The organism is Microbacterium radiodurans (genome assembly GCF_008710705.1).
GTDB classification, from domain to species: domain Bacteria; phylum Actinomycetota; class Actinomycetes; order Actinomycetales; family Microbacteriaceae; genus Microbacterium; species Microbacterium radiodurans.
On the sequence record NZ_VYRZ01000002.1, the window covers coordinates 474,921 to 492,572 of the forward strand.

Here is a 17,652-nt window from a genome sequence, read left to right on the forward strand (position 1 = left end):
TGATTCAGCGAGCGAGTTCGCGGACGGGGATGTCCGCGGTCGGGAGATCGGCGGGGCCGGGGGCCTGCGTGCCCTCGAGCGCCGCGGCGGCCGAGCCGTAGCGGATGGCGGAGACGAGCGATCCGCCCGGGGTCGCGCCGCGCTCGTCGGCGATGAGGAATCCCGCGAGCGAACTGTCGCCCGCGCCGACGGTGCTCCGCACGCGGGTCGGTGGCGGGCTGGCCGCCCAGCCGCCGTCGGCCGTCACGAGCACCGCACCCTCGCCCCCGAGGGTGATGAGTGCGGCGCCGACAGCGGCCGGCACGAGAGCGCGTGCGGCCGTGTGGACGGCCTCGGCCAGGTCGGACGCCGCGGGCAGCTCCGCCTCGAGCAGATCGGCGAGCTCCTCGTCGTTCGGCTTGATGAGGTCGGGCCGCCCCTCGGCGACGACGGCACGCAGCGCGGCCCCCGAGGTATCCACGGCGATCCGCGGCGCGGCCTCGCCGAGCCGATCGCGCACGGCGTGGATCACGCGGACGTAGGCGTCGTCGGCGAGACCGGGAGCGAGCGATCCGGCGAGCACGAGCCATCGCGCGCCGCGCGAGGCGTCCACGACGGTGTCGATGATCGCGTCGAGGTCGGAGGCCGCGAGCGCCACCCCGGGGAGGTTGACCTTCGTGGTCTCCCCCGCCGGGTCGGTGATCGCGATGTTCGCACGGGTGCTGCCGCGGACGGTGACCGGACGCACCGGCACGTCCGCGCCGGCGAGGATAGCGGCGAACGGGTCGGAGGGGTCCAGGGGCAGGACGGCGAGACTCTCGGCGCCGGCCGCCCGGATGACGCGCGCGACGTTGATGCCCTTGCCGCCGGCATCCTCCCGGGCGGCGGATGCGGCCTGCACCTCGCCCACGCGGAGCGGCTCGGCGATCGAGACGGTGCGGTCGAGCGACGGGTGGACCGTCAGGGTGACGATCATGAGATCCAAACCTCCACATCGGCGTCGCTCAGCGCGCGCGCGAGGACGGCGCCGGGTTGCCGGTCGGTCACGATGACGTCGAGCTCCGGCAGGTCGGCGAAGGACACGAGCAGCTCGGCGTCGAACTTGTCCGCGTCGGCGAGCACGATGATCCGGCGAGCACCTGCGACGATCGCACGCTTGACGGCGGCCTCATCCGGGTCGGGCGTCGTGAGCCCGGCCGACGCGCCGATGCCGTTCGTGCCGAGGAAGGCGACATCCGGACGCAGGCGGGAGACGGCCGAGACCGTGTCGGCGCCGACCGCAGCCGCCGTCAGGCCGCGGACCCGCCCGCCGATCGCGGTGAGGCCGAGGCCCGGAGACGCCGCCAGGGTGTGCGCGATCGCCATCGAGTGCGTCACGACCTCGCGTCCCGGCGCCGGCTGATCGCCGGCGAGAGCCGCGGCGAGGGCCGCGGTGGTGGTGCCGGCATCCAGGTAGATCGATCCGCTGCCCGCCGGCAGCGCCTCCAGCGCGCGGCGGGCGATGCGCTCCTTCGCGGCGGAGTGACGCTGCGATCGCTCGGCGACGGACGGTTCGACGACGCTCGTCCGCTCGGGCGAGACGGCGCCGCCGTGGACGCGGCGCAGGATTCCCGCGCCCTCCAGGGTGGCGAGATCGCGACGGACGGTTTCGGTGGTGACGTCGAATCGGCTTGCGAGGTCGACGACGGCGACACGGCCGTCATCGGCGAGCAGGCGCTCGATGAGCTGCTGGCGCTCCGTTGCGTACACGACATCCCCCTTCGGATGCCCACACGTTACAACGCAAGACAACACAAAGCAACAGAAACTCACATCTCGTCCATTGCCGGTGACGACGAAGGGCGCCGGCATCGCGCCGGCGCCCTTCGCAGAGACGAGGAGGCTCAGGCCTCGCTCATCGCGATGACCTCCTGCTGACCCCGAGCGGCGAGCGCCGCGGCGCGGGCCGCGATGCGGCGGGTCTGCTCGGCCTGGCCGGCGTCGAGGGTCTCCTGGTCGACGGGGTAGGTGTCGACCTTGCTCACGCCGTTGTACTTCTCGATATAGGCGTCGAGCTCGGGGCCCGACTCCCACGACGTGATGAGGCAGTAGCGCGGTTCGGTTCCGTAGTGGGCGACCGCGTGCCACAGACGCTGGGTGTCGACGATCAGCTGAGCGCCGGCGGGAAGCGCGATGCGCGTCTCCTCGCTCGGGTCGGTGCGGTTCTCGCGCAGCACGAAGTAGCTCGTCTGATCGTCGGTGAGGTTGAAGAATCCGCGGACGACCCATCCGGTGCCGTCGGGGTTCAGACGGTTGTTGTCGTCCTGGTGCAGGTTGTAGAGGCAGTCGGCGTACGTGTTCGGCTGCAGCTCGATGATGCGGCAGCGCCCGACGTTCGCACCCGGCTCGAGCGCACGCTCGGTGAGCGTGGGCGCGAGTTCGGTCTGCGCATCGATCCAGACACCGTCCTTGTCGGTGCGCGGCGGCTTGTGATTCCAGAAGCCGTTGCACTCGATCTCGCCCTTGGCGGAGGCGAGCGGTGCGAAACGGGTGTCGCCGGAGGACTTCCAGTCGACGTACTCGATATCGAGCCATTCCTTCGGATCGATTTCGCGGTTGTAGCGGTCGAGGACGACGTAGCCGGTCTCCTCGAGGGCAGCGGACTTGATGTAACCCATGACGAATCATGACCTTTCCGTCGGCCAAGCGAAGTTTTTACAGGGCCGACTTAGGTCAGCCTACCTAGCTCGCCGAGCGTCACCAGTAGACTCGACCGGGGTTTTCGAGGAGCGATTTCGGAGAAAATGAGAACTGCCACGAACAACGCCGCCACGAACGTCAGGGCAACCGCGGTCAACACGATCGGGTGGCTCTCGGCATCCGACACCACCATCGTCGTGCCGGTCTATCAGCGGCAGTACCGGTGGGACATCGGCGGTTGCGAGCAGCTCCTCGGCGACGTGCGCGCCGTGTCCGCCGCCGACGATGCGCACACCCACTTCATCGGATCGATCCTCTCGACGGCGAGCACGTCCGCAGACGACGACGCGCACCTCGTGCTGATCGACGGGCAGCAGCGCATCACGACTCTGATGCTCCTGGTCGCGGCGCTCCACCATACGCTCCGCGTCGACGATCCCGAGATCGCGCGTGAGCTCGAGCGCGTGCTCGTGCGGGACGACGACCCGGATCGCACGAAGCTGCGACCTCACCGCGCCTGGGCGGACGTCTTCGAGAGCGTCGTCCTCGACCGGAGGCCGGAGGCTTTCACCGACGGCGCGTCACGCTTCGACGACAACTACGCGTTCTTCCGCAGCCAGATCCGGCCCGGCGAGGCCGCCGCCATCTGGCGGGGACTGAAGAAGCTCGAGCACGTCGCGATCACCCTCGGCGCCGACGCGAACGCGCAGCAGATCTTCGAGAGCCTGAACTCGACGGGCGAGCCGCTGCGCGACCACGAGCTCATCCACAACTACGTGCTGATGGGGCTCTCGCACGCCGAGCAGAGCGAGATCGAGAACGAGTACTGGCTGCCGATCGAGGCGAGCACGGGCGACGCCATCGGCTCCTTCTGGAACCACTACCTCGTCATGCTCACCGGACGCGAGGTGCTCGTGACGGGCGGACGAGGCGTCTACGACGTGTTCCGCCAGGAGTTCCCCCGGTTGGATGCCGCGTCGCTGCACGAACACGCGGCATCCTGGCGCGAGTACGCCGACATCTACCGCGAGCTGCTCGACCCGGCGACGAGTCGCGACCCCGAGCTGGCACGCCATCTCACCTATCTCGCTGTCCTCGGGCGCGGCATGGCGCCACTGGCGATGCGCCTCATCCACGACGCGCGCCGCGGACGGATCGCGACGGCCGACCTCATCGGCCGGCTCGACGAGCTCCAGTCGCTCGTGCTGCGTCGGACGATCGCGGGGATCTCCACCGATCGCCTCGTCGCGCGCCTGTGTCGTGCCTATGCGGGTGGTGCCGACGCGCTCACTCGCGCGATCGGCCGCATCACACCCTCCGACGAGCGGGTGCGCGTCGGGCTGAAGTACGGCGAGCTCCCCCACCCGCGGTACGTGCTCGGACGCATCGCGGACGTCGACGCCGCCGCTCCCTACGACGTCGTCGCCGCCTTCCCGCCGGCAGCCGGCGACGACTGGTCGGGTGACGGCGTGCGTCGCTTCGCGGACTACAGCGAGGACGAGCAGAACAGCCACCGCGCGCTCGCCCACACGCTCGGCAACCTGACGCTGCTGGAGCCCGATCTCGCTGAGCAGGCCTTCGACGCCCCGTACCCCCGGCTGCGCGAGATCGCTCGTCGTAGCGAGGTGCCCGTCACGCGCGAGCTCGCGCAGACGGCCGTCTGGAACACGGCCGCCATCGGGGCGCGCACGGAGGCGCTCGCGCTCCGTTTCGTCAATGTCTGGCCGCGTCCGGACATCCTCGGGATCGACGACGACAACCTGACCCCGATCCTCGACGCGAAGCTGCGACGCGGCTGGCCCCGCGGCTGGCAGCGGGAGTTCGACTACGTCGAGTTCCGCGGCGAGCACTGGGAGGTGCCCGACGTCCGATACCTCTTCAACCGGGTCTTCACGCGGCTCTGGGCGGACGCGCGTCAGAGCGTCGTCGACTTCAGTCTCCGCCGCGGCGGACCGGTGTACCCGGCGCGCGCGTGGAACGGCGCCTGGGATCAGCTGGCCCCCGATCAGCACCTCTACATGGGCTGGGACTCGCGCTACATGCTGACGGCGGTGCAGGGCGTCCTCGAGGAGGCCGGCTGGGCATCCGAGGTCTTCGTGAAGTACTCCTACATCGGTGACGCGATGCGCTGAGACGCCTATCAGAGCGGTCCCGCGCGGTCAACGACGAAGACAGGAAACGTCCGAGCCCGTAGCTTCGTACTCGAACGTGAGCGGCTGGTAGAGACGGTGTTCGGGTCACCTGCTCCCTGGCTCACTGATGGCCCCGCCGGCGACAGGCTCCTGGCGGGGCCATCCCCTTCCTCAGTCGCCGTCCCCGTCGGCATCGCCCGGCGTGGCGGGCTCCGAGACCGGCACCTCGACGGAAGCGGTCGTGCCGGTCGGCGCACCGAAGAGGAGGTCGATGCTCCCCGCCGACGGCTGCGGTTCGTCGGCCAGTTCGTCGGCCGCTCCGCCTCGCGTGTGCGGCTCGGCGGGGAGCCCCGCCCACTCCGACGGTTCTTCGGGTCGTTGCGTGAAGAGTCCCATACCGCCATTGTGCTCCGGAATCGCGCGGGCGGCGTGACGTACAATTCCGTGTGCTTCCCGACACGATCCCCGCCCCTTGCGTCGCGCCCAGCGGCATCGACCCGGCCGACCTCGAGGCGACCCTGCGCGTGCTCGACCAGCTCGCCGACATCGACCACCGGCATCCCGACTACGTCGCTGTGCGGCGTGCGACGGCGGGGATGTTCAAGGCAGCCAAGAAGGTGCGTCGGCGCGAGATCCGGGATGCCGTCGCCTCGGCCGATCGCGCCGTCGTGCACGCGACAGCCACCGGCGCCCCCGATCGCATCGACGACGAGACGCGCGGCATCCCGATCTCCTCCTCGACGAGCGCACCCGTCGCCGGGACCCTCATCAAGGCTCGCGCCTGCTACATCTGCAAGCAGCCGTACACGCTCGTCGACGCGTTCTACCACCAGCTCTGCCCCGACTGCGCCGCGATGAGCCACGCCAAGCGGGATGCGCGCACCGACCTCACCGGACGGCGCGCGCTGCTGACCGGCGGGCGCGCGAAGATCGGGATGTACATCGCACTGCGCCTGCTGCGCGACGGTGCGCACACGACGATCACCACGCGATTCCCCCGGGATGCCGTTCGACGATTCTCCAGCCTTCCCGACGCCCCGGACTGGATCGATCGCCTCAAGATCGTCGGCATCGATCTGCGCGACCCGGCGCAGGTCCTCGGGCTCGCGGACGACGTCGCGGCCGCGGGGCCCCTCGACATCCTCATCAACAACGCCACGCAGACGGTCCGCCGCTCTCCCGGCGCCTATCAGCCCCTCGTGGAGGCCGAGCTCGCGCCGCTCCCCGACGGTCCGCTGCCCGAGCTGGTGACCTTCGGGCACACGAACGACCGGCACCCCCAGGCCCTCGAGACATCGGTGAGCGCGCACCCGATCCTCGCCTCCGCCGCCGCTCGCGCGGACGAGCTCACCGAGCAGGCGATGGCCGCGGGGTCGAGCTCGCTGACGCGGCTGGCGGCCGGCACCGCCATCGACGCCGGCGGGCTCATCCCCGATCTGGACGGCGTGAACTCGTGGACGCAGCGCGTCGGCGACGTCGACCCGCTCGAGATGCTCGAGGTGCAGCTGGCGAACACGACGGCCCCGTTCCTGCTGGTGTCGAAGCTGCGATCGTCGCTGGCCGCGAGCGCCGCCGAACGCACCTACATCGTGAACGTCAGCGCGATGGAGGGCGTGTTCAACCGCGGCTACAAAGGCCCCGGCCACCCGCACACGAACATGGCGAAGGCCGCCGTGAACATGCTCACGCGCACGAGCGCCCGCGAGATGTTCGAGACCGACGGCATCCTGATGACGAGCGTCGACACCGGCTGGATCACGGACGAACGTCCGCACCCGACCAAGGTGCGTCTCGCCGAGGAGGGCTTCCACGCGCCCCTCGATCTCGTCGACGGCGCGGCCCGGGTCTACGACCCCATCGTGCGCGGCGAGTCGGGCGAGGACCTCTTCGGCGTCTTCCTCAAGGACTACTCCCCCGGCGCATGGTGAGACTGCCGGCGCCCGGCGCGCGCGTCGTCGTGCGCTACCTGCTGCCGAGCGGGCAGGCGACCGACGCTCTCGGCGAGCTCCTCAGCGCCGACGAGGAGCTCGTCGTAGTCGATGGCAAGCGCGGCGTGGAGCGCATCCCGCGCGCCGACATCGTGGCCGCGAAGCCCGTTCCCCCGGCGCCCGCACCCCGCGACCGCCGCGTCTGACCACCCCGGCCCGCCCCGCCCAGCCCGGCCCGCGCATCAATCCCGGGGAGCGCGCACGTCGAAGGCCCAGATCACGCCGAAACGGTCACGCAGCTGTCCGGCGAGCGGCGACCACGCCGACGGGCCGAGCTGCTGCCGGATCTCCGCGCCATCCGACAGTCCGTTCCACGCGACCGTGATCTCATCCGCGTCGTCTCCGCTGAGGTAGACGTAGAACGAGTTCGTCCCCCGCTCGTAGGGCTGACCGGGCCAGACGTCGAACGCCATCACCCGGATTCCGCTCGCGGTCTCGACCTGACCCCACACGATCCGATCGGCCCAGGCTGGGTCGTCGGAGGCGCCCATCTGGCCGTAGGTCATCGAATCGGCCTTCGCGCCCAGAGCCGAAGCGTAGAACTCCAATGCCGCGCGGGCGTCGCCGTCGAAATTGAGGTGCGGGGTGGTGGTGATGGACATGTCGTCTCCTGGTTCGTCGTTCCGTCGCCGCCGGTGTCGGCGACGGAATCCACTATCTCGACGGATGCGGTCAGATCGTGACCGCATCATCGGGGAAGATGACAGCATGGCCAGCCCTTCCTCTCGGATGCTGCACCTGCTGTCGTTGCTGCAGGTACGCCGGGACTGGCCCGGCGATGTGCTCGCCGAGCGGCTCGGTGTCAGTCCCCGCACGGTGCGCCGCGACATCGAGCGGCTCCGTGAACTCGGCTACTCGATCGAATCCCTCCGTGGACCCGTCGGAGGCTACCGCCTCTCGTCGGGGTCGGAGCTGCCGCCCCTGCTCTTCGACGACGACCAGGCGGTGGCGGTGGCACTCGCCCTCGCTGTGGCCCCGGCCTCGGGGGCCGACATCGCCGAGGCCGCCGCGCGGTCGCTCGCGATCGTGCGGCAGGTGATGCCGTCACGACTCCGTCACCGGGTCGACGCGGTCGACGTGCGCGCATCGATCGGCGATGTCGCGGTCGATCCGGAGGTGCTCGTCGCCGTCAGCCAGGCGGTCTCGGCGCACGAGATGCTGCGATTCTCCTACACTCCGGCCTGGGGAACGGCGGAGGAACATCGGCCGTCGCTCCGGGTCGAACCGCACGCCGTCATCGCGCGAGACGGGCGCTGGTACCTGCTGGCATGGAACGCCGACGCCCAGGCGGACATCGACGTCGACGCGCCCGCGGAGCGTACGCGCGGTGCCTGGCGGACGTACCGCATCGACCGCATCCGCCCGCGGAATCCCACCCGCCTGCGCTTCGCTCCCCGCCCGATCCCCGGTGGCGATCCCGTGGCCTTCGTCGCGGCGCGATCCCGCGGCTCGAGCTCGTCGGACGCGGCATGGCCGTGCATCGGAACCGTCGTGCTCGACCTGCCACCACAGCGGGTCGCACCGTTCGTCGACTCCGATTCCCGGGTGGAGGAGCGACCCGATGGCCGCACGATCCTCACGATGGGATCGTGGTCCTGGGGCGCCCTCGCGGCCCGCTTCGCCGGCTTCGACGCCGAGCTCGAGATCACTGGACCGGATGCTCTCCGAGACGCTGCCGCTCAGCTCGGGCGGCGTTTGCTGTCCGGCGGCCGGGGCTCGAGACCGCGACGATCGTCGCCCGCCGCCGCATCCGACTAGCTCCCCGCATCACACCCGACCAGCCCGCGGATCACTCTTTCCCGTGCGAACTCGATTGACTCGCGGGCTGCGGGCCGGGGCGGGGGGTCAGGCGTCGGAACGCACCAGGATCTTGGCCCCCGCGCCGCCGCGGAGCTTCTCGATCGCGGCGACGACGCCGTCGATCGGCACCTCCTCGACCCAGCCGGTCGTGTCGTAGACCCCGCGCGACATGGCCTCGATGACGGCGTCGAAGTCGGCCGGCAAGTACGCCAGGGCTCCGGCGATCTCGGTCTCGGCCATGACGAGCTGCGTCGGCGAGAACTCCATGGGCCGCTCGTGAATGGCGACGACGACGAGGCGCCCGCCGGGTACGAGGTTCGCGAGGCCCGACGTGATGGCGGGGCCCGCTCCGGCGGCATCGAACGCGACGTCGGCTCCGCGCCCGCCGCTCAGCTCGGCGATCGCCGCGGCGAGATCGCCTTCGACCGGGTCGACGACGGTCGCACCGAGCGCGGCGATCGTCTCCCGCCGGGCCGCGCTCGGCTCGGAGACGAGGACGTTCCGGACGCCGCTGGCCTTCAGCGCGAACCAGACCCCGATTCCGATGGGACCCGCACCGGCGATCACGGCCGTCTGGTCCTCGGTGACGCTAGACCGCGTGACGGCGTGCCAGGCGACGGACATGGGCTCGACGAGCGCGCCCATCCGCAGGTCGACGTTCTCGGGCAGCACGTGCAGCATCGAGGCCGGCACGGTCGTGTACTCCGACATCCCGCCGCCGTGCGAGCTGAGACCGTGGAAGCCGATCTTCTGGCAGGCGTTGAACATGCCCTTCTCGCAGGCCGGGCATTCGCCGCAGTAGTAGACCGGCCAGACCGCGGCACGATCTCCGACCGAGACGCCGTCGACGCCCTCGCCGACCTCGACCACCGTTCCGGCGAACTCGTGTCCGAGGATCTGCGGCAGCGTGGCGCCGGTGACCGGATGCGGGTGGTCGAAGTCCAGGCCCGCCGCCTCGGGCGTGTAGTAGACGTGCAGGTCCGAGCCGCAGATGCCGGCGAAGGCATTGCGCAGCTTCACCTGCCCCGCAGCCACCGTCGGCTCGTCGACCTCCTCGACGCGCAGGTCCTCCTGTGCATGGAACACCGCTGCTTTCATGATGATCTCCTTCCTTCCGGCTGCGTCACCGCAGCCACCATTGCGGGGAGGCGGCGAGGATGCTCCTCGTCGCCTCCTCGACGTCGTCGGCGCCCGACCGCAGCCACGCCTCGATCGCCGCGACCGTGCCGCCCGTCGCATACGCGACGGCGATGTCGCGCGGCAGCCCCGCCATCGGGCCGTCGGGACCGGTGTCGGGATGCCGCTCGAGCCACGTGGCGAGGCCGGTCGCCACGACGTCCTCGAGGACGGCGCGGATCGGGGCGGCCAACCGCGGTTCGAGCGCACCGCGGTACACGTCAGCGCGCTCCCGCACGTGCGCGAGCAGGGTGCGCTCCGCCGAGCCGAGCGTCGCCGCGCCGTCGACATCGTGCGCGACCGCGCCCAGCTCGTCGCGCAGCGCCGCCGCCAGCAGGTCCGTCGGGTTCTCGGCATGGCGGTAGAAGGTGTCGCGCGTCACGCCCGCGTCGCGGCACACGGCGGCAACGGTGAGCTCGGCGATCGGCCGATCCACAGCGCAGCGCAGAACCGCCTCGCGAAGCGCCTGTCGGCTGCGACGGGACCGTGGATCCATGATCCCATTCTATCTGACACCCGTCAGATAAGGCCCGTGCGAGACGGGCTCCTCTGCACGACCCGCCTGTGCCAAAACGACGAAACCCCCGCCGGAGCGGGGGTTTTTCGTGGCTGGGGTACCTGGACTCGAACCAAGAACAACGGTACCAGAAACCGCCGTGTTGCCAATTACACCATACCCCATGGGGGTTCGGCCGCAGCCTCACCGAGGAACAACTCTACCTGACGGATAAGGCGCGACCAAACCGGGCGCGGCCCGGGCGCGTCAGCCGATGCGCTGCACGAGCGCGTCGAGACGCCGGATGCTCTCGGGCTTGCCGAGCAGCTCCATCGACTCGAACAGCGGCGGCGAGACGCGCCGTCCGCTGAGCGCGACACGCAGCGGACCGTACGCGACCCGCGGCTTGAGCCCGAGGCCCTCGATCAGCGCGGCGGCGAGCGCATCCTGGACTGCGGCAGCGGTGAAGCCCGGTTCGGGCACGAGCTCGAGCGCGGCGACCGACGCGACGAGCACGTCGCCCGCGTTCGCCGGCAGCGCGGAGAGGGCGTCGTCGTCGAATGCGACGTCGGAGCGGAACAGGAAGCCGAGCAGACCGGGCGCGTCGCCGAGGAGCTGCATGCGCTCCTGCACCAGCGGCGCCGCCGCCTCGAGGATCTCCCGCTCCCCCGCCGTCGGCGGATTCTCGACGAGGCCCGCGGCGGCGAGGTAGGGCACGAGGCGCTCGGCGAAGTCGTCGGCGGCCAGCATCCGCACGTGATCGCCGTTGATGGATTCGGCCTTCTTCTGGTCGAAGCGGGCCGGGTTGGGGTTCACGTCCGCGATGTCGAACGCGGCGATCAGCTCGTCGCGCGTGAACACATCGCGATCGTGCGCGATCGACCAGCCGAGGAGCGACAGATAGTTGAGCAGCCCCTCGTGGATGAAGCCCTTCTCGCGCTGCAGGAAGAGATCGGCCTTCGGATCGCGCTTGGAGAGCTTCTTGTTGCCGGTCTCACCCAGGACGAGCGGCATGTGGCCGAAGCGCGGGACGAATGCGGTCACCCCGGCGTCGATGAGAGCGCTGTAGAGCGCCAGCTGCCGCGCCGTCGACGGCATGAGGTCCTCGCCGCGCAGCACGTGCGTGATGCCCATGAGGGCGTCGTCGACGGGGTTCACGAACGTGTACAGCGGGATGCCGCCGGCCCGGACGATCACGAAGTCGGGGAAGGATCCCGCGGGGAAGGTCACCTCGCCGCGGATGAGGTCGATGTAGGTCAGGTCGTGGTCGGGCACGCGCAGGCGCCACGCCGGCTCGCGGCCCTCCGCTCGGAACGCGGCACGCTGCTCATCGGTCAGGTCGCGGTCGAAGTTGTCGTAGCCGAGCTGCTTCGCACGACCGCTCGCCTCGTTGCGCGCGTCGATCTCCTCCGCCGTCGAGTACGACTCGTAAACGGCGCCGGCTTCGATGAGCTTCTCGAGCACACCGCGGTACAGGTCGTGCCGCTGCGACTGCCGGTAGGGCTCGTGCGGCCCGCCCTTCTCGACCCCCTCGTCCCAATCGATCTCGAGCCAGCGGAGCGCCTCGAGGAGCTGCTGATAGCTCTCCTCGCTGTCGCGGGCGGCGTCGGTGTCCTCGATGCGGAAGACGAGCTTGCCGCCGTTGTGCCGGGCGTACGCCCAGTTGAACAGGGCCGTGCGGATCAGGCCGACGTGCGGCAGTCCGGTCGGGGACGGGCAGAACCGCACGCGGACGTCGGTTCCGGTGGCGGTCGTGGTGCGGGGATCGGGTGCGCTGGACATCCCGACCAGTTTAGTTCTCGCGCGCCGTGCCGCCGGTGAGCCCCGCGACGACGGAACGCAGGTGTCCGAGAACGCTCGCCACGGCCGGCACGCGACCCGCGCCGCCCGCCGACACGGCGTGGATCGCGCGGCGCTCCGAGGACGGCAGCGGGCGGGTGACGACACCGGGCAGGAGCGGGAAGGAGGCCACCGCCAGTCCCGGCAGCGTCGCCACCCCGATCCCCTGCGCCACGAGCTGCTCGACGGCGACGAAGTTGTCGGTCTCGAAGCGGATGCTGGGAACGAACCCCGCGCGCCCGCACACCTCGAGCAGGTGGCCCCGGCACCGCGGGCAGCCCGCGATCCAGGATTCGCCCGCGAGGGGCGCGATGTCGATCGGGCCCCGACCTCGGGCGGCACGGTGATGCGCCGGCAGCACCGCGAGCAGCTCGTCGTGGCCGATGAGCTCCGCGTCCAGCCCGCGCGCGTTGTCGCCGTGCGGGTCGCTCCGGTCGCCCGGGTACCCGAAAGTCAGCGCGATGTCGGCGCGGTCGGCGCGGACATCCGCGATCGCCTCGGGCGGCTCGGCCTCGACGTAGGTCAGCGTGAGCCCGGGCTCCGCGCTCGCGAGGCGATCCATCAGCCGGGGAAGCACGGTGGGCGACGCCGAGGGGAAGCCCACCATGCGGACGGTCCCGGCCCGCAGTCCGGCGAGCTGGGCGAGCTCGCCCGACGCCGCATCGATGGCGGTGGCGACGGCCGCGGCGTGACGGGCGATCACCCGGCCCGCCTCGGTCAGCCGCATCCGTCGCCCGACCCGCTCGACGACCGGCACCCCGAGGCGGTGCTCGAGGCGCTTGATCTGCTGGCTCACGGCCGGCTGACTGTACCCGAGCGCCGTCGCGGCGGCGGTCAGCGAGCCGGCGTCGGAGATCGCGCGCACGATCCGCAGCTCGGTCACGTCGAGTCGATAGTCCGGGGCGTTCACTGCCACAGATAACCGCATGTGATGCTTTGCATGCAACTCCTGCCGTAGACGAATGCCAACAGGCCCGCGACGCTGGAGGCATGCCGACCGCGACGCGCTCCCCCTCATCGCCCCCGGCGTCGCGGTTGTCGCCCGACGCGTTGCGCGCCGAGTTCGTCGGCGCGAGCGGATACCTCGCCGCGTGCTCCACCGGTCTCCCCTCCCTCGGCACCCGGGCCGCGATGACCGCCGATCTGCATGCCCGTCCGGACCTGCTCCACTACGCCGCCGTCACGGAGCGCGCACGGGCGTCCTTCGCCCACCTCGTCGGGGTCGGCGCCGACCGCGTCGCGATCGGGTCGCAGACCTCCGTCCTCGCCAGCCTCCTCGCCGCGGGACTGCCCGCGGGGGCGACCGTGCTGTGCCCCGAGGGGGAGTTCTCCTCGCTCGTCCTGCCGTTCGCGCACGCCGGGCGCGGCATCCGGGTCCGTACGGTACCGCTCGGCGACCTGGCCGAGGCCCTCTCGTCGAGCGACGACCTCGTTGCGTTCTCGATCGTCCAGTCCGCCACGGGGGAGGTCGCCGACGCCGATGCGATCGTCACGGCCGCACGCCGTCACGGAGCTCGGGTCGTCTGCGACGCGACGCAGGCGGTCGGCTGGCTGCCGGTGGACGCAGCACGGTTCGACGCCCTCGTCTGCCACGCGTACAAGTGGCTCTGCGCCCCGCGCGGCGCCGCGTTCCTGGCGCTCAGCGAGGACTTCGCGGCGACGCTCGAACCCGTCCAGGCGGGCTGGTACGCCGGCGACGACCCCTGGTCCGCGTGCTACGGAGCCGACGCGCGACTCGCCGAGGACGCACGTCGCTTCGACGTCTCACCGGCATGGCAGGCGATGGTCGGCGCCGAGCCGGCGATCGCCATGTTCGCGCAGGCGGATGCCGCGGCGCTGCACGATCGGGTGACCGGCCTCGCCGCCCGCTTCCGGGACCGCCTGGCCCTGCCGCAGCCCGCGCGTGCGACGCCGATCGTCACCTGGGCGGATGCCGACGGCGTCGACCTCGCGCGCCTGACGCACGCCGGGGTGACGGCGTCCGGACGACGAGGCAACGCTCGCGTCGCGTTCCACGTCTTCAACGACGAGTCGGACATCGACCTCGCCGCAGCGGCCCTGGGGCGCTGAACCTCCGGTAGCGCCCTCTCAGGCGCGGAGGCCGCGGGCGAGAGCCGCCGACGCGTCCGCGATCTCGGGCTCGCCGGGGAAGTCGACGCCGCCCATCACGAGGCTCATGATGACGAGCACGAAGACGAAGGCGATCGAGAGGAAGAGGATCGCGCTGGACCCCAGGGCGACGAACAACTGTGCACGCTGGTTCATGGCCCCACGGTGTCAGCAAACCGGCTCGCCGACAAACGCTTGCCGCAGCGGTGCGCAGCGACTATGACGGCTGCGACGCCGACCGGCGCGTCGCCGCTCGTGCCCCCGGCGCCCGCAGCGTCGTGGCCCACACGATGACGACCGCGACCACGACGAGCGCCGCAAGCGAGAGACCCGCGTAGCCGATCAGCCCGAGCACCCCGCCCGCGGCGATCGCGCCCGCCGCACCGACGAGGTTCATGATCGCGTCGCTGCGGCCCTGCCGTCGCGGACGCCGCTCCGGCGATGACGCCTCGGTGAGCAGCGCGGAGCCCGACACGGTCGCCGCGCTCCATCCCAGCCCGAGCAGGACGAGCGCGATCGTCACGGAGCTGGAGGATGCCGCGCCCGCAGCCCCGACGATGAGCGCCGCCGCGAGCAGTCCCTGGCCCAGCAGGACGGTGACGACGCGTCCGAGGCGATCGGCGAGGACGCCGAAGACCGGTGACAGGGCGTACATGCCGGCGACGTGCAGGCTGATCGTGAGACCGACCACCGACAGTTCCGCCCCGTGGTGGACGAGGTGGAGCGGGGTCATCGCCATGACCGCCACCATGACCGCGTGCGAGCAGGCGATGCCGGCGACGGCGAACGCCGCCAGCCGCGGCCGATCGAGGCGTTCGGCGTTCCCGCCCGGCGCCGCGGCGTTCGCGCCCCGCCGCGCGAGGACGAGCGGGTCCGGGCGGAGTGCGCTCGCGTAGAGGACGATCGCCAGGATCTGCGCCACGGCGGTGAACAGATAGGCCCCGGTGAACACCGGCATCCCGAGGGCGTCGCCGAGCTCCTCACCGGGCCCGACGAGATTGGGCCCGAGAACGGCGCCGATCGTCGTCGACCAGACCACGAGCGACAGGTCGCGGCCGCGCGTTCGATCCGTCGCCAGGTCGGTCGCGGCGAATCGCGACTGCAGGTTCGCGGCCTGGCCGGCGCCGAGCAGCGCGAACCCGATGAGGAGGAGCGGAAACGAGGCGCCCGCGGCTCCGCCGACGATGAAGGCGACACCTCCGAGCGCTGTCGCCATTCCGAGTGCGAGCGACGGGCGTCGCCCCGCGCGCTGCGCGAGGGCGGCGAGCGGCACGGCCATCGCCGCGGCACCCAGGGTCACCGCCGCGGTCGGCCACCCTGCGAGCGCCTCGTCGCCGGTGATCCGCTCGGTGATGAGGGCTCCGAGCGAGATCGTCGAGCCGAATCCGATCCCGCCGAGCACCTGTCCCAGGGAGAGGACGACGAGCGACCGCCGCCGCGCCGAGGCACGAGCGGCGGTCGCGTCATCCACCGGAGACCGTGTGGGATCAGATGTCACGGACGAGGTTGCGGAGGATCCCGAGACCGTCGATCTCGATCTCCACGACATCGCCGGCCACAAGCGGACCCACACCGGCCGGCGTTCCGGTGAGGATGACATCACCGGGCAGCAGCGTGAACGCCGCCGACGCGTAGGCGATGAGGTCGGCCACGCCGTGAACCATGTCGGTGAGCGGGGCACGCTGCTTCTCCTCGCCGTTCACCCGGCTGACGACCTGGGCCGCGTCGAGGTCGAACTCCGTCTCGACCGCCGGCCCCAGCGGGCAGAAGGTGTCGAAGCCCTTCGCCCGTGCCCACTGGCCGTCGCTGCGCTGCAGGTCGCGTGCGGTGACGTCGTTGGCGACGGTGTAGCCGAAGACGTGCTCGAGCGCTTGCTCGGATGCCACATTGCGGGTGACCTTGCCGATGATGACGGCCAGCTCGCCCTCGAAGTCCACCTGCTGGGACTGCGCGGGGCGGACGATGGCGTCGCCGGGGCCGATGACCGACGTGTTCGGCTTGAAGAACAGCAGCGGCTCGGCGGGCACCTCGTTGCCGAACTCCGCCGCGTGGTCCCGGTAGTTGCGGCCGACCGCCACGATCTTCGAGCGCGGGATCACGGGCGCGAGCAGCGTGACCTCGTTGAGCGACACGCGCTCCCCCGTCGTGTCGTACCCGGTGTACATCGGGTCGCCGGCGAGGGTCACGAGCTCCGTGCCGTCGAGGATGCCGTAGCGGATCGCCTCATCGTGGGCGAAGCGGACGATCTTCACAGTTCGCCTTTCACTCGGCGCCGTCGAGGCGCACGAGCCAGCCGTGCTTGTCTTCGCGGCGGCCGTACTGGATGTCGGTGAGCTCCTCGCGCAGGGACAGCGCGAGATCGCCCGTGGGCTGCTGGTCGAGGAAGTCGCGTCCCTTCAGCACGCCGATCGGCGTCACGACGGCGGCGGTGCCGCACGCGAACACCTCGACGATGTCACCGGAGGCGACGCCCGAGCGCCATTCCTCGAGCGAGACGCCGCGACCCTCCACCTTGTGCCCGCGATCGCGGGCGAGCTGCAGGATCGAGTCCCGCGTGATCCCCTCGAGGATCGACTCGGACTGCGGCGTGACGATGGTGCCGTCCTTGTAGACGAACACGACGTTCATCCCGCCGAGCTCCTCGACGTTGCGGTCCTGGTCGAGGAAGACGACCTGATCGCACTCGTTCTCGTAGGCCTCCGCCTGGGGAAGCAGGCTCGACGCGTAGTTTCCGCCGGTTTTGGCCGCGCCCGTGCCGCCCTTTCCGGCGCGTGCGTAGTCCTCGCTCAGCCAGATCGACACCGGCTTCACACCGCCGGTGAAGTACGCGCCCGCGGGGCTGGCGATCAGGTAGTACGCGACCTTGTTCGCGGGTCGGACGCCGAGGAAGGCCTCCTTCGCGAACATGAAGGGACGCAGGTACAGGCTCTGGTCCTCGCCCGACGGCACCCATGGCTCGTCGACGGCGATCAGTTCGCGCAGCGACTGGATGAAGTAGCTGACCGGCAGCTCGGGAAGCGCCAGACGGCGGGCCGAGCGCTGCAGGCGACGCCCGTTCTGATCGGGCCGGAAGGTGTGCACCGAGCCGTCGGCGTGCCGGTAGGCCTTGATGCCCTCGAAGATCTCCTGCCCGTAGTGGAGCACGGCGGCCGCCGGATCGAGGGTGATCGGGCCGTAGGGCTGGACGCGCGGGCGGTGCCACCCGCCGCGGACGGACCAGCAGATGTCGACCATGTGGTCGGTGAAGTGGACGCCGAAACCCGGATTCTGCAGGATCTCCTCTCGGCGCGCGGGCGCCGCCGCGGCGAGGTTGCGGGTGACGGTGAACGCGAGCGGGTCGAGTCCGGCGTCGGGGTCGTTGTCGAGCGGTGTCATGAGTCTTCCCAGCGTGGAGGTGACGACCTGGACGCGGGGTCCAGATCGGATGCGGCTTCGCGGGCGGATGCGGACTTCA

General features: G+C 71.0%; 18 protein-coding genes and 1 tRNA gene. 5 read left to right on the forward strand and 14 right to left on the reverse strand.

The features are described 5' to 3' along the window. Window positions 1-4 precede the first annotated feature (4 nt). The 3 genes from F6B42_RS08080 to F6B42_RS08090 form a co-directional block, all read right to left on the reverse strand. Window positions 5-955 carry a 1-phosphofructokinase family hexose kinase gene (locus F6B42_RS08080; protein ID WP_150419099.1) on the reverse strand — a complete coding sequence of 317 codons (951 nt, stop codon included), beginning with the start codon at window positions 953-955 and terminating at the stop codon, window positions 5-7. Beyond that, window positions 952-1,728: a DeoR/GlpR family DNA-binding transcription regulator gene (locus tag F6B42_RS08085; RefSeq protein ID WP_150419100.1), complete on the reverse strand. Its 777-nt coding sequence runs from the start codon at window positions 1,726-1,728 to the stop codon at window positions 952-954. The genes F6B42_RS08080 and F6B42_RS08085 overlap by 4 nt, the downstream gene beginning before the upstream one ends. Window positions 1,729-1,862: 134 nt before the next feature. Then, window positions 1,863-2,636: a hypothetical protein gene (locus F6B42_RS08090; protein WP_150419101.1), complete on the reverse strand. Its 774-nt coding sequence runs from the start codon at window positions 2,634-2,636 to the stop codon at window positions 1,863-1,865. A 126-nt stretch (window positions 2,637-2,762) separates the two neighbouring features. Between F6B42_RS08090 and F6B42_RS08095 the strand changes: the two genes are divergently transcribed. Then, on the forward strand, window positions 2,763-4,790 hold the full coding sequence (locus F6B42_RS08095) for a DUF262 domain-containing protein (protein ID WP_150419102.1): 2,028 nt from the start codon (window positions 2,763-2,765) through the stop codon (window positions 4,788-4,790). Between the two features lie 171 nt (window positions 4,791-4,961). Here the strand turns inward: F6B42_RS08095 and F6B42_RS08100 are convergent, their stop codons facing one another. After that, entirely contained in the window at window positions 4,962-5,186 is a 225-nt protein-coding gene (locus F6B42_RS08100; RefSeq protein WP_150419103.1) for a hypothetical protein, read from the reverse strand. 50 nt (window positions 5,187-5,236) lie between these two features. Between F6B42_RS08100 and F6B42_RS08105 the strand changes: the two genes are divergently transcribed. Both F6B42_RS08105 and F6B42_RS08110 read left to right on the forward strand, forming a co-directional pair. After that, the gene (locus F6B42_RS08105; protein WP_191089305.1) at window positions 5,237-6,718 is read left to right on the forward strand and encodes an SDR family NAD(P)-dependent oxidoreductase; all 1,482 of its coding nucleotides are present in this window, start codon (window positions 5,237-5,239) and stop codon (window positions 6,716-6,718) included. Next, window positions 6,712-6,924: a putative acetyltransferase gene (locus F6B42_RS08110; RefSeq protein WP_150419104.1), complete on the forward strand. Its 213-nt coding sequence runs from the start codon at window positions 6,712-6,714 to the stop codon at window positions 6,922-6,924. The genes F6B42_RS08105 and F6B42_RS08110 overlap by 7 nt, the downstream gene beginning before the upstream one ends. A gap of 36 nt (window positions 6,925-6,960) precedes the next feature. Here F6B42_RS08110 and F6B42_RS08115 read toward each other — a convergent pair whose 3' ends face one another. Then, entirely contained in the window at window positions 6,961-7,380 is a 420-nt protein-coding gene (locus F6B42_RS08115) for a VOC family protein (protein WP_150419105.1), read from the reverse strand. Window positions 7,381-7,486: 106 nt separating this feature from the next. Here F6B42_RS08115 and F6B42_RS08120 point away from each other — a divergent pair, with 106 nt between their 5' ends. Continuing rightward, window positions 7,487-8,536 (forward strand): helix-turn-helix transcriptional regulator, encoded by a 1,050-nt coding sequence (locus tag F6B42_RS08120; protein WP_150419106.1) that lies wholly within the window; start codon window positions 7,487-7,489, stop codon window positions 8,534-8,536. 87 nt (window positions 8,537-8,623) lie between these two features. On the opposite strand, the gene F6B42_RS08125 is transcribed toward F6B42_RS08120, so the two are convergent. From F6B42_RS08125 to F6B42_RS08145, 5 genes are all read right to left on the reverse strand, one after another. After that, window positions 8,624-9,676, reverse strand: coding sequence for a 2,3-butanediol dehydrogenase (locus F6B42_RS08125; protein WP_150419107.1), 1,053 nt, complete (start codon window positions 9,674-9,676; stop codon window positions 8,624-8,626). Window positions 9,677-9,701: 25 nt separating this feature from the next. Continuing rightward, entirely contained in the window at window positions 9,702-10,250 is a 549-nt protein-coding gene (locus F6B42_RS08130) for a TetR/AcrR family transcriptional regulator (RefSeq protein ID WP_150419108.1), read from the reverse strand. Window positions 10,251-10,360: 110 nt separating this feature from the next. Next, window positions 10,361-10,435 (reverse strand) — tRNA-Gln (locus F6B42_RS08135). A gap of 82 nt (window positions 10,436-10,517) precedes the next feature. Then, window positions 10,518-12,032 (reverse strand): glutamate--tRNA ligase, encoded by a 1,515-nt coding sequence (gene gltX, locus F6B42_RS08140; protein WP_150419109.1) that lies wholly within the window; start codon window positions 12,030-12,032, stop codon window positions 10,518-10,520. Window positions 12,033-12,042: 10 nt separating this feature from the next. Next, complete coding sequence (locus F6B42_RS08145) at window positions 12,043-12,972, reverse strand: LysR family transcriptional regulator (RefSeq protein ID WP_317983632.1); 930 nt, start codon at window positions 12,970-12,972, stop codon at window positions 12,043-12,045. A 107-nt stretch (window positions 12,973-13,079) separates the two neighbouring features. Between F6B42_RS08145 and F6B42_RS08150 the strand changes: the two genes are divergently transcribed. Further along, window positions 13,080-14,159, forward strand: coding sequence for an aminotransferase class V-fold PLP-dependent enzyme (locus F6B42_RS08150; protein ID WP_150419111.1), 1,080 nt, complete (start codon window positions 13,080-13,082; stop codon window positions 14,157-14,159). A gap of 18 nt (window positions 14,160-14,177) precedes the next feature. Here F6B42_RS08150 and F6B42_RS14810 read toward each other — a convergent pair whose 3' ends face one another. From F6B42_RS14810 to F6B42_RS08165, 4 genes are all read right to left on the reverse strand, one after another. Further along, window positions 14,178-14,354, reverse strand: a complete 177-nt coding sequence (locus tag F6B42_RS14810) for a hypothetical protein (RefSeq protein WP_191089307.1) — start codon at window positions 14,352-14,354, stop codon at window positions 14,178-14,180. 61 nt (window positions 14,355-14,415) lie between these two features. Next, window positions 14,416-15,669, reverse strand: coding sequence for an MFS transporter (locus F6B42_RS08155; RefSeq protein ID WP_223878411.1), 1,254 nt, complete (start codon window positions 15,667-15,669; stop codon window positions 14,416-14,418). A 16-nt stretch (window positions 15,670-15,685) separates the two neighbouring features. Continuing rightward, window positions 15,686-16,450: a fumarylacetoacetate hydrolase family protein gene (locus F6B42_RS08160; protein WP_150419113.1), complete on the reverse strand. Its 765-nt coding sequence runs from the start codon at window positions 16,448-16,450 to the stop codon at window positions 15,686-15,688. A gap of 10 nt (window positions 16,451-16,460) precedes the next feature. After that, window positions 16,461-17,573 carry a branched-chain amino acid aminotransferase gene (locus F6B42_RS08165; RefSeq protein ID WP_150419114.1) on the reverse strand — a complete coding sequence of 371 codons (1,113 nt, stop codon included), beginning with the start codon at window positions 17,571-17,573 and terminating at the stop codon, window positions 16,461-16,463. Between the last annotated feature and the right edge of the window lie 79 nt (window positions 17,574-17,652).

Excerpts from the sequence above, each read along its gene's own strand:
- F6B42_RS08090 (WP_150419101.1), bottom strand. The coding sequence starts at position 2,636 with ATGGGTTACATCAAGTCCGCTGCCCTCGAGGAGACCGGCTACGTCGTC.
- F6B42_RS08095 (WP_150419102.1), top strand. The coding sequence starts at position 2,763 with ATGAGAACTGCCACGAACAACGCCGCCACGAACGTCAGGGCAACCGCG.
- F6B42_RS08130 (WP_150419108.1), bottom strand. The coding sequence starts at position 10,250 with ATGGATCCACGGTCCCGTCGCAGCCGACAGGCGCTTCGCGAGGCGGTT.
- F6B42_RS08120 (WP_150419106.1), top strand. The coding sequence starts at position 7,487 with ATGGCCAGCCCTTCCTCTCGGATGCTGCACCTGCTGTCGTTGCTGCAG.
- gltX (WP_150419109.1), bottom strand. The coding sequence starts at position 12,032 with ATGTCCAGCGCACCCGATCCCCGCACCACGACCGCCACCGGAACCGAC.
- F6B42_RS08125 (WP_150419107.1), bottom strand. The coding sequence starts at position 9,676 with ATGAAAGCAGCGGTGTTCCATGCACAGGAGGACCTGCGCGTCGAGGAG.
- F6B42_RS08150 (WP_150419111.1), top strand. The coding sequence starts at position 13,080 with ATGCCGACCGCGACGCGCTCCCCCTCATCGCCCCCGGCGTCGCGGTTG.
- F6B42_RS08115 (WP_150419105.1), bottom strand. The coding sequence starts at position 7,380 with ATGTCCATCACCACCACCCCGCACCTCAATTTCGACGGCGACGCCCGC.
- F6B42_RS08165 (WP_150419114.1), bottom strand. The coding sequence starts at position 17,573 with ATGACACCGCTCGACAACGACCCCGACGCCGGACTCGACCCGCTCGCG.
- F6B42_RS08110 (WP_150419104.1), top strand. The coding sequence starts at position 6,712 with ATGGTGAGACTGCCGGCGCCCGGCGCGCGCGTCGTCGTGCGCTACCTG.
- F6B42_RS08100 (WP_150419103.1), bottom strand. The coding sequence starts at position 5,186 with ATGGGACTCTTCACGCAACGACCCGAAGAACCGTCGGAGTGGGCGGGG.
- F6B42_RS08080 (WP_150419099.1), bottom strand. The coding sequence starts at position 955 with ATGATCGTCACCCTGACGGTCCACCCGTCGCTCGACCGCACCGTCTCG.
- F6B42_RS14810 (WP_191089307.1), bottom strand. The coding sequence starts at position 14,354 with ATGAACCAGCGTGCACAGTTGTTCGTCGCCCTGGGGTCCAGCGCGATC.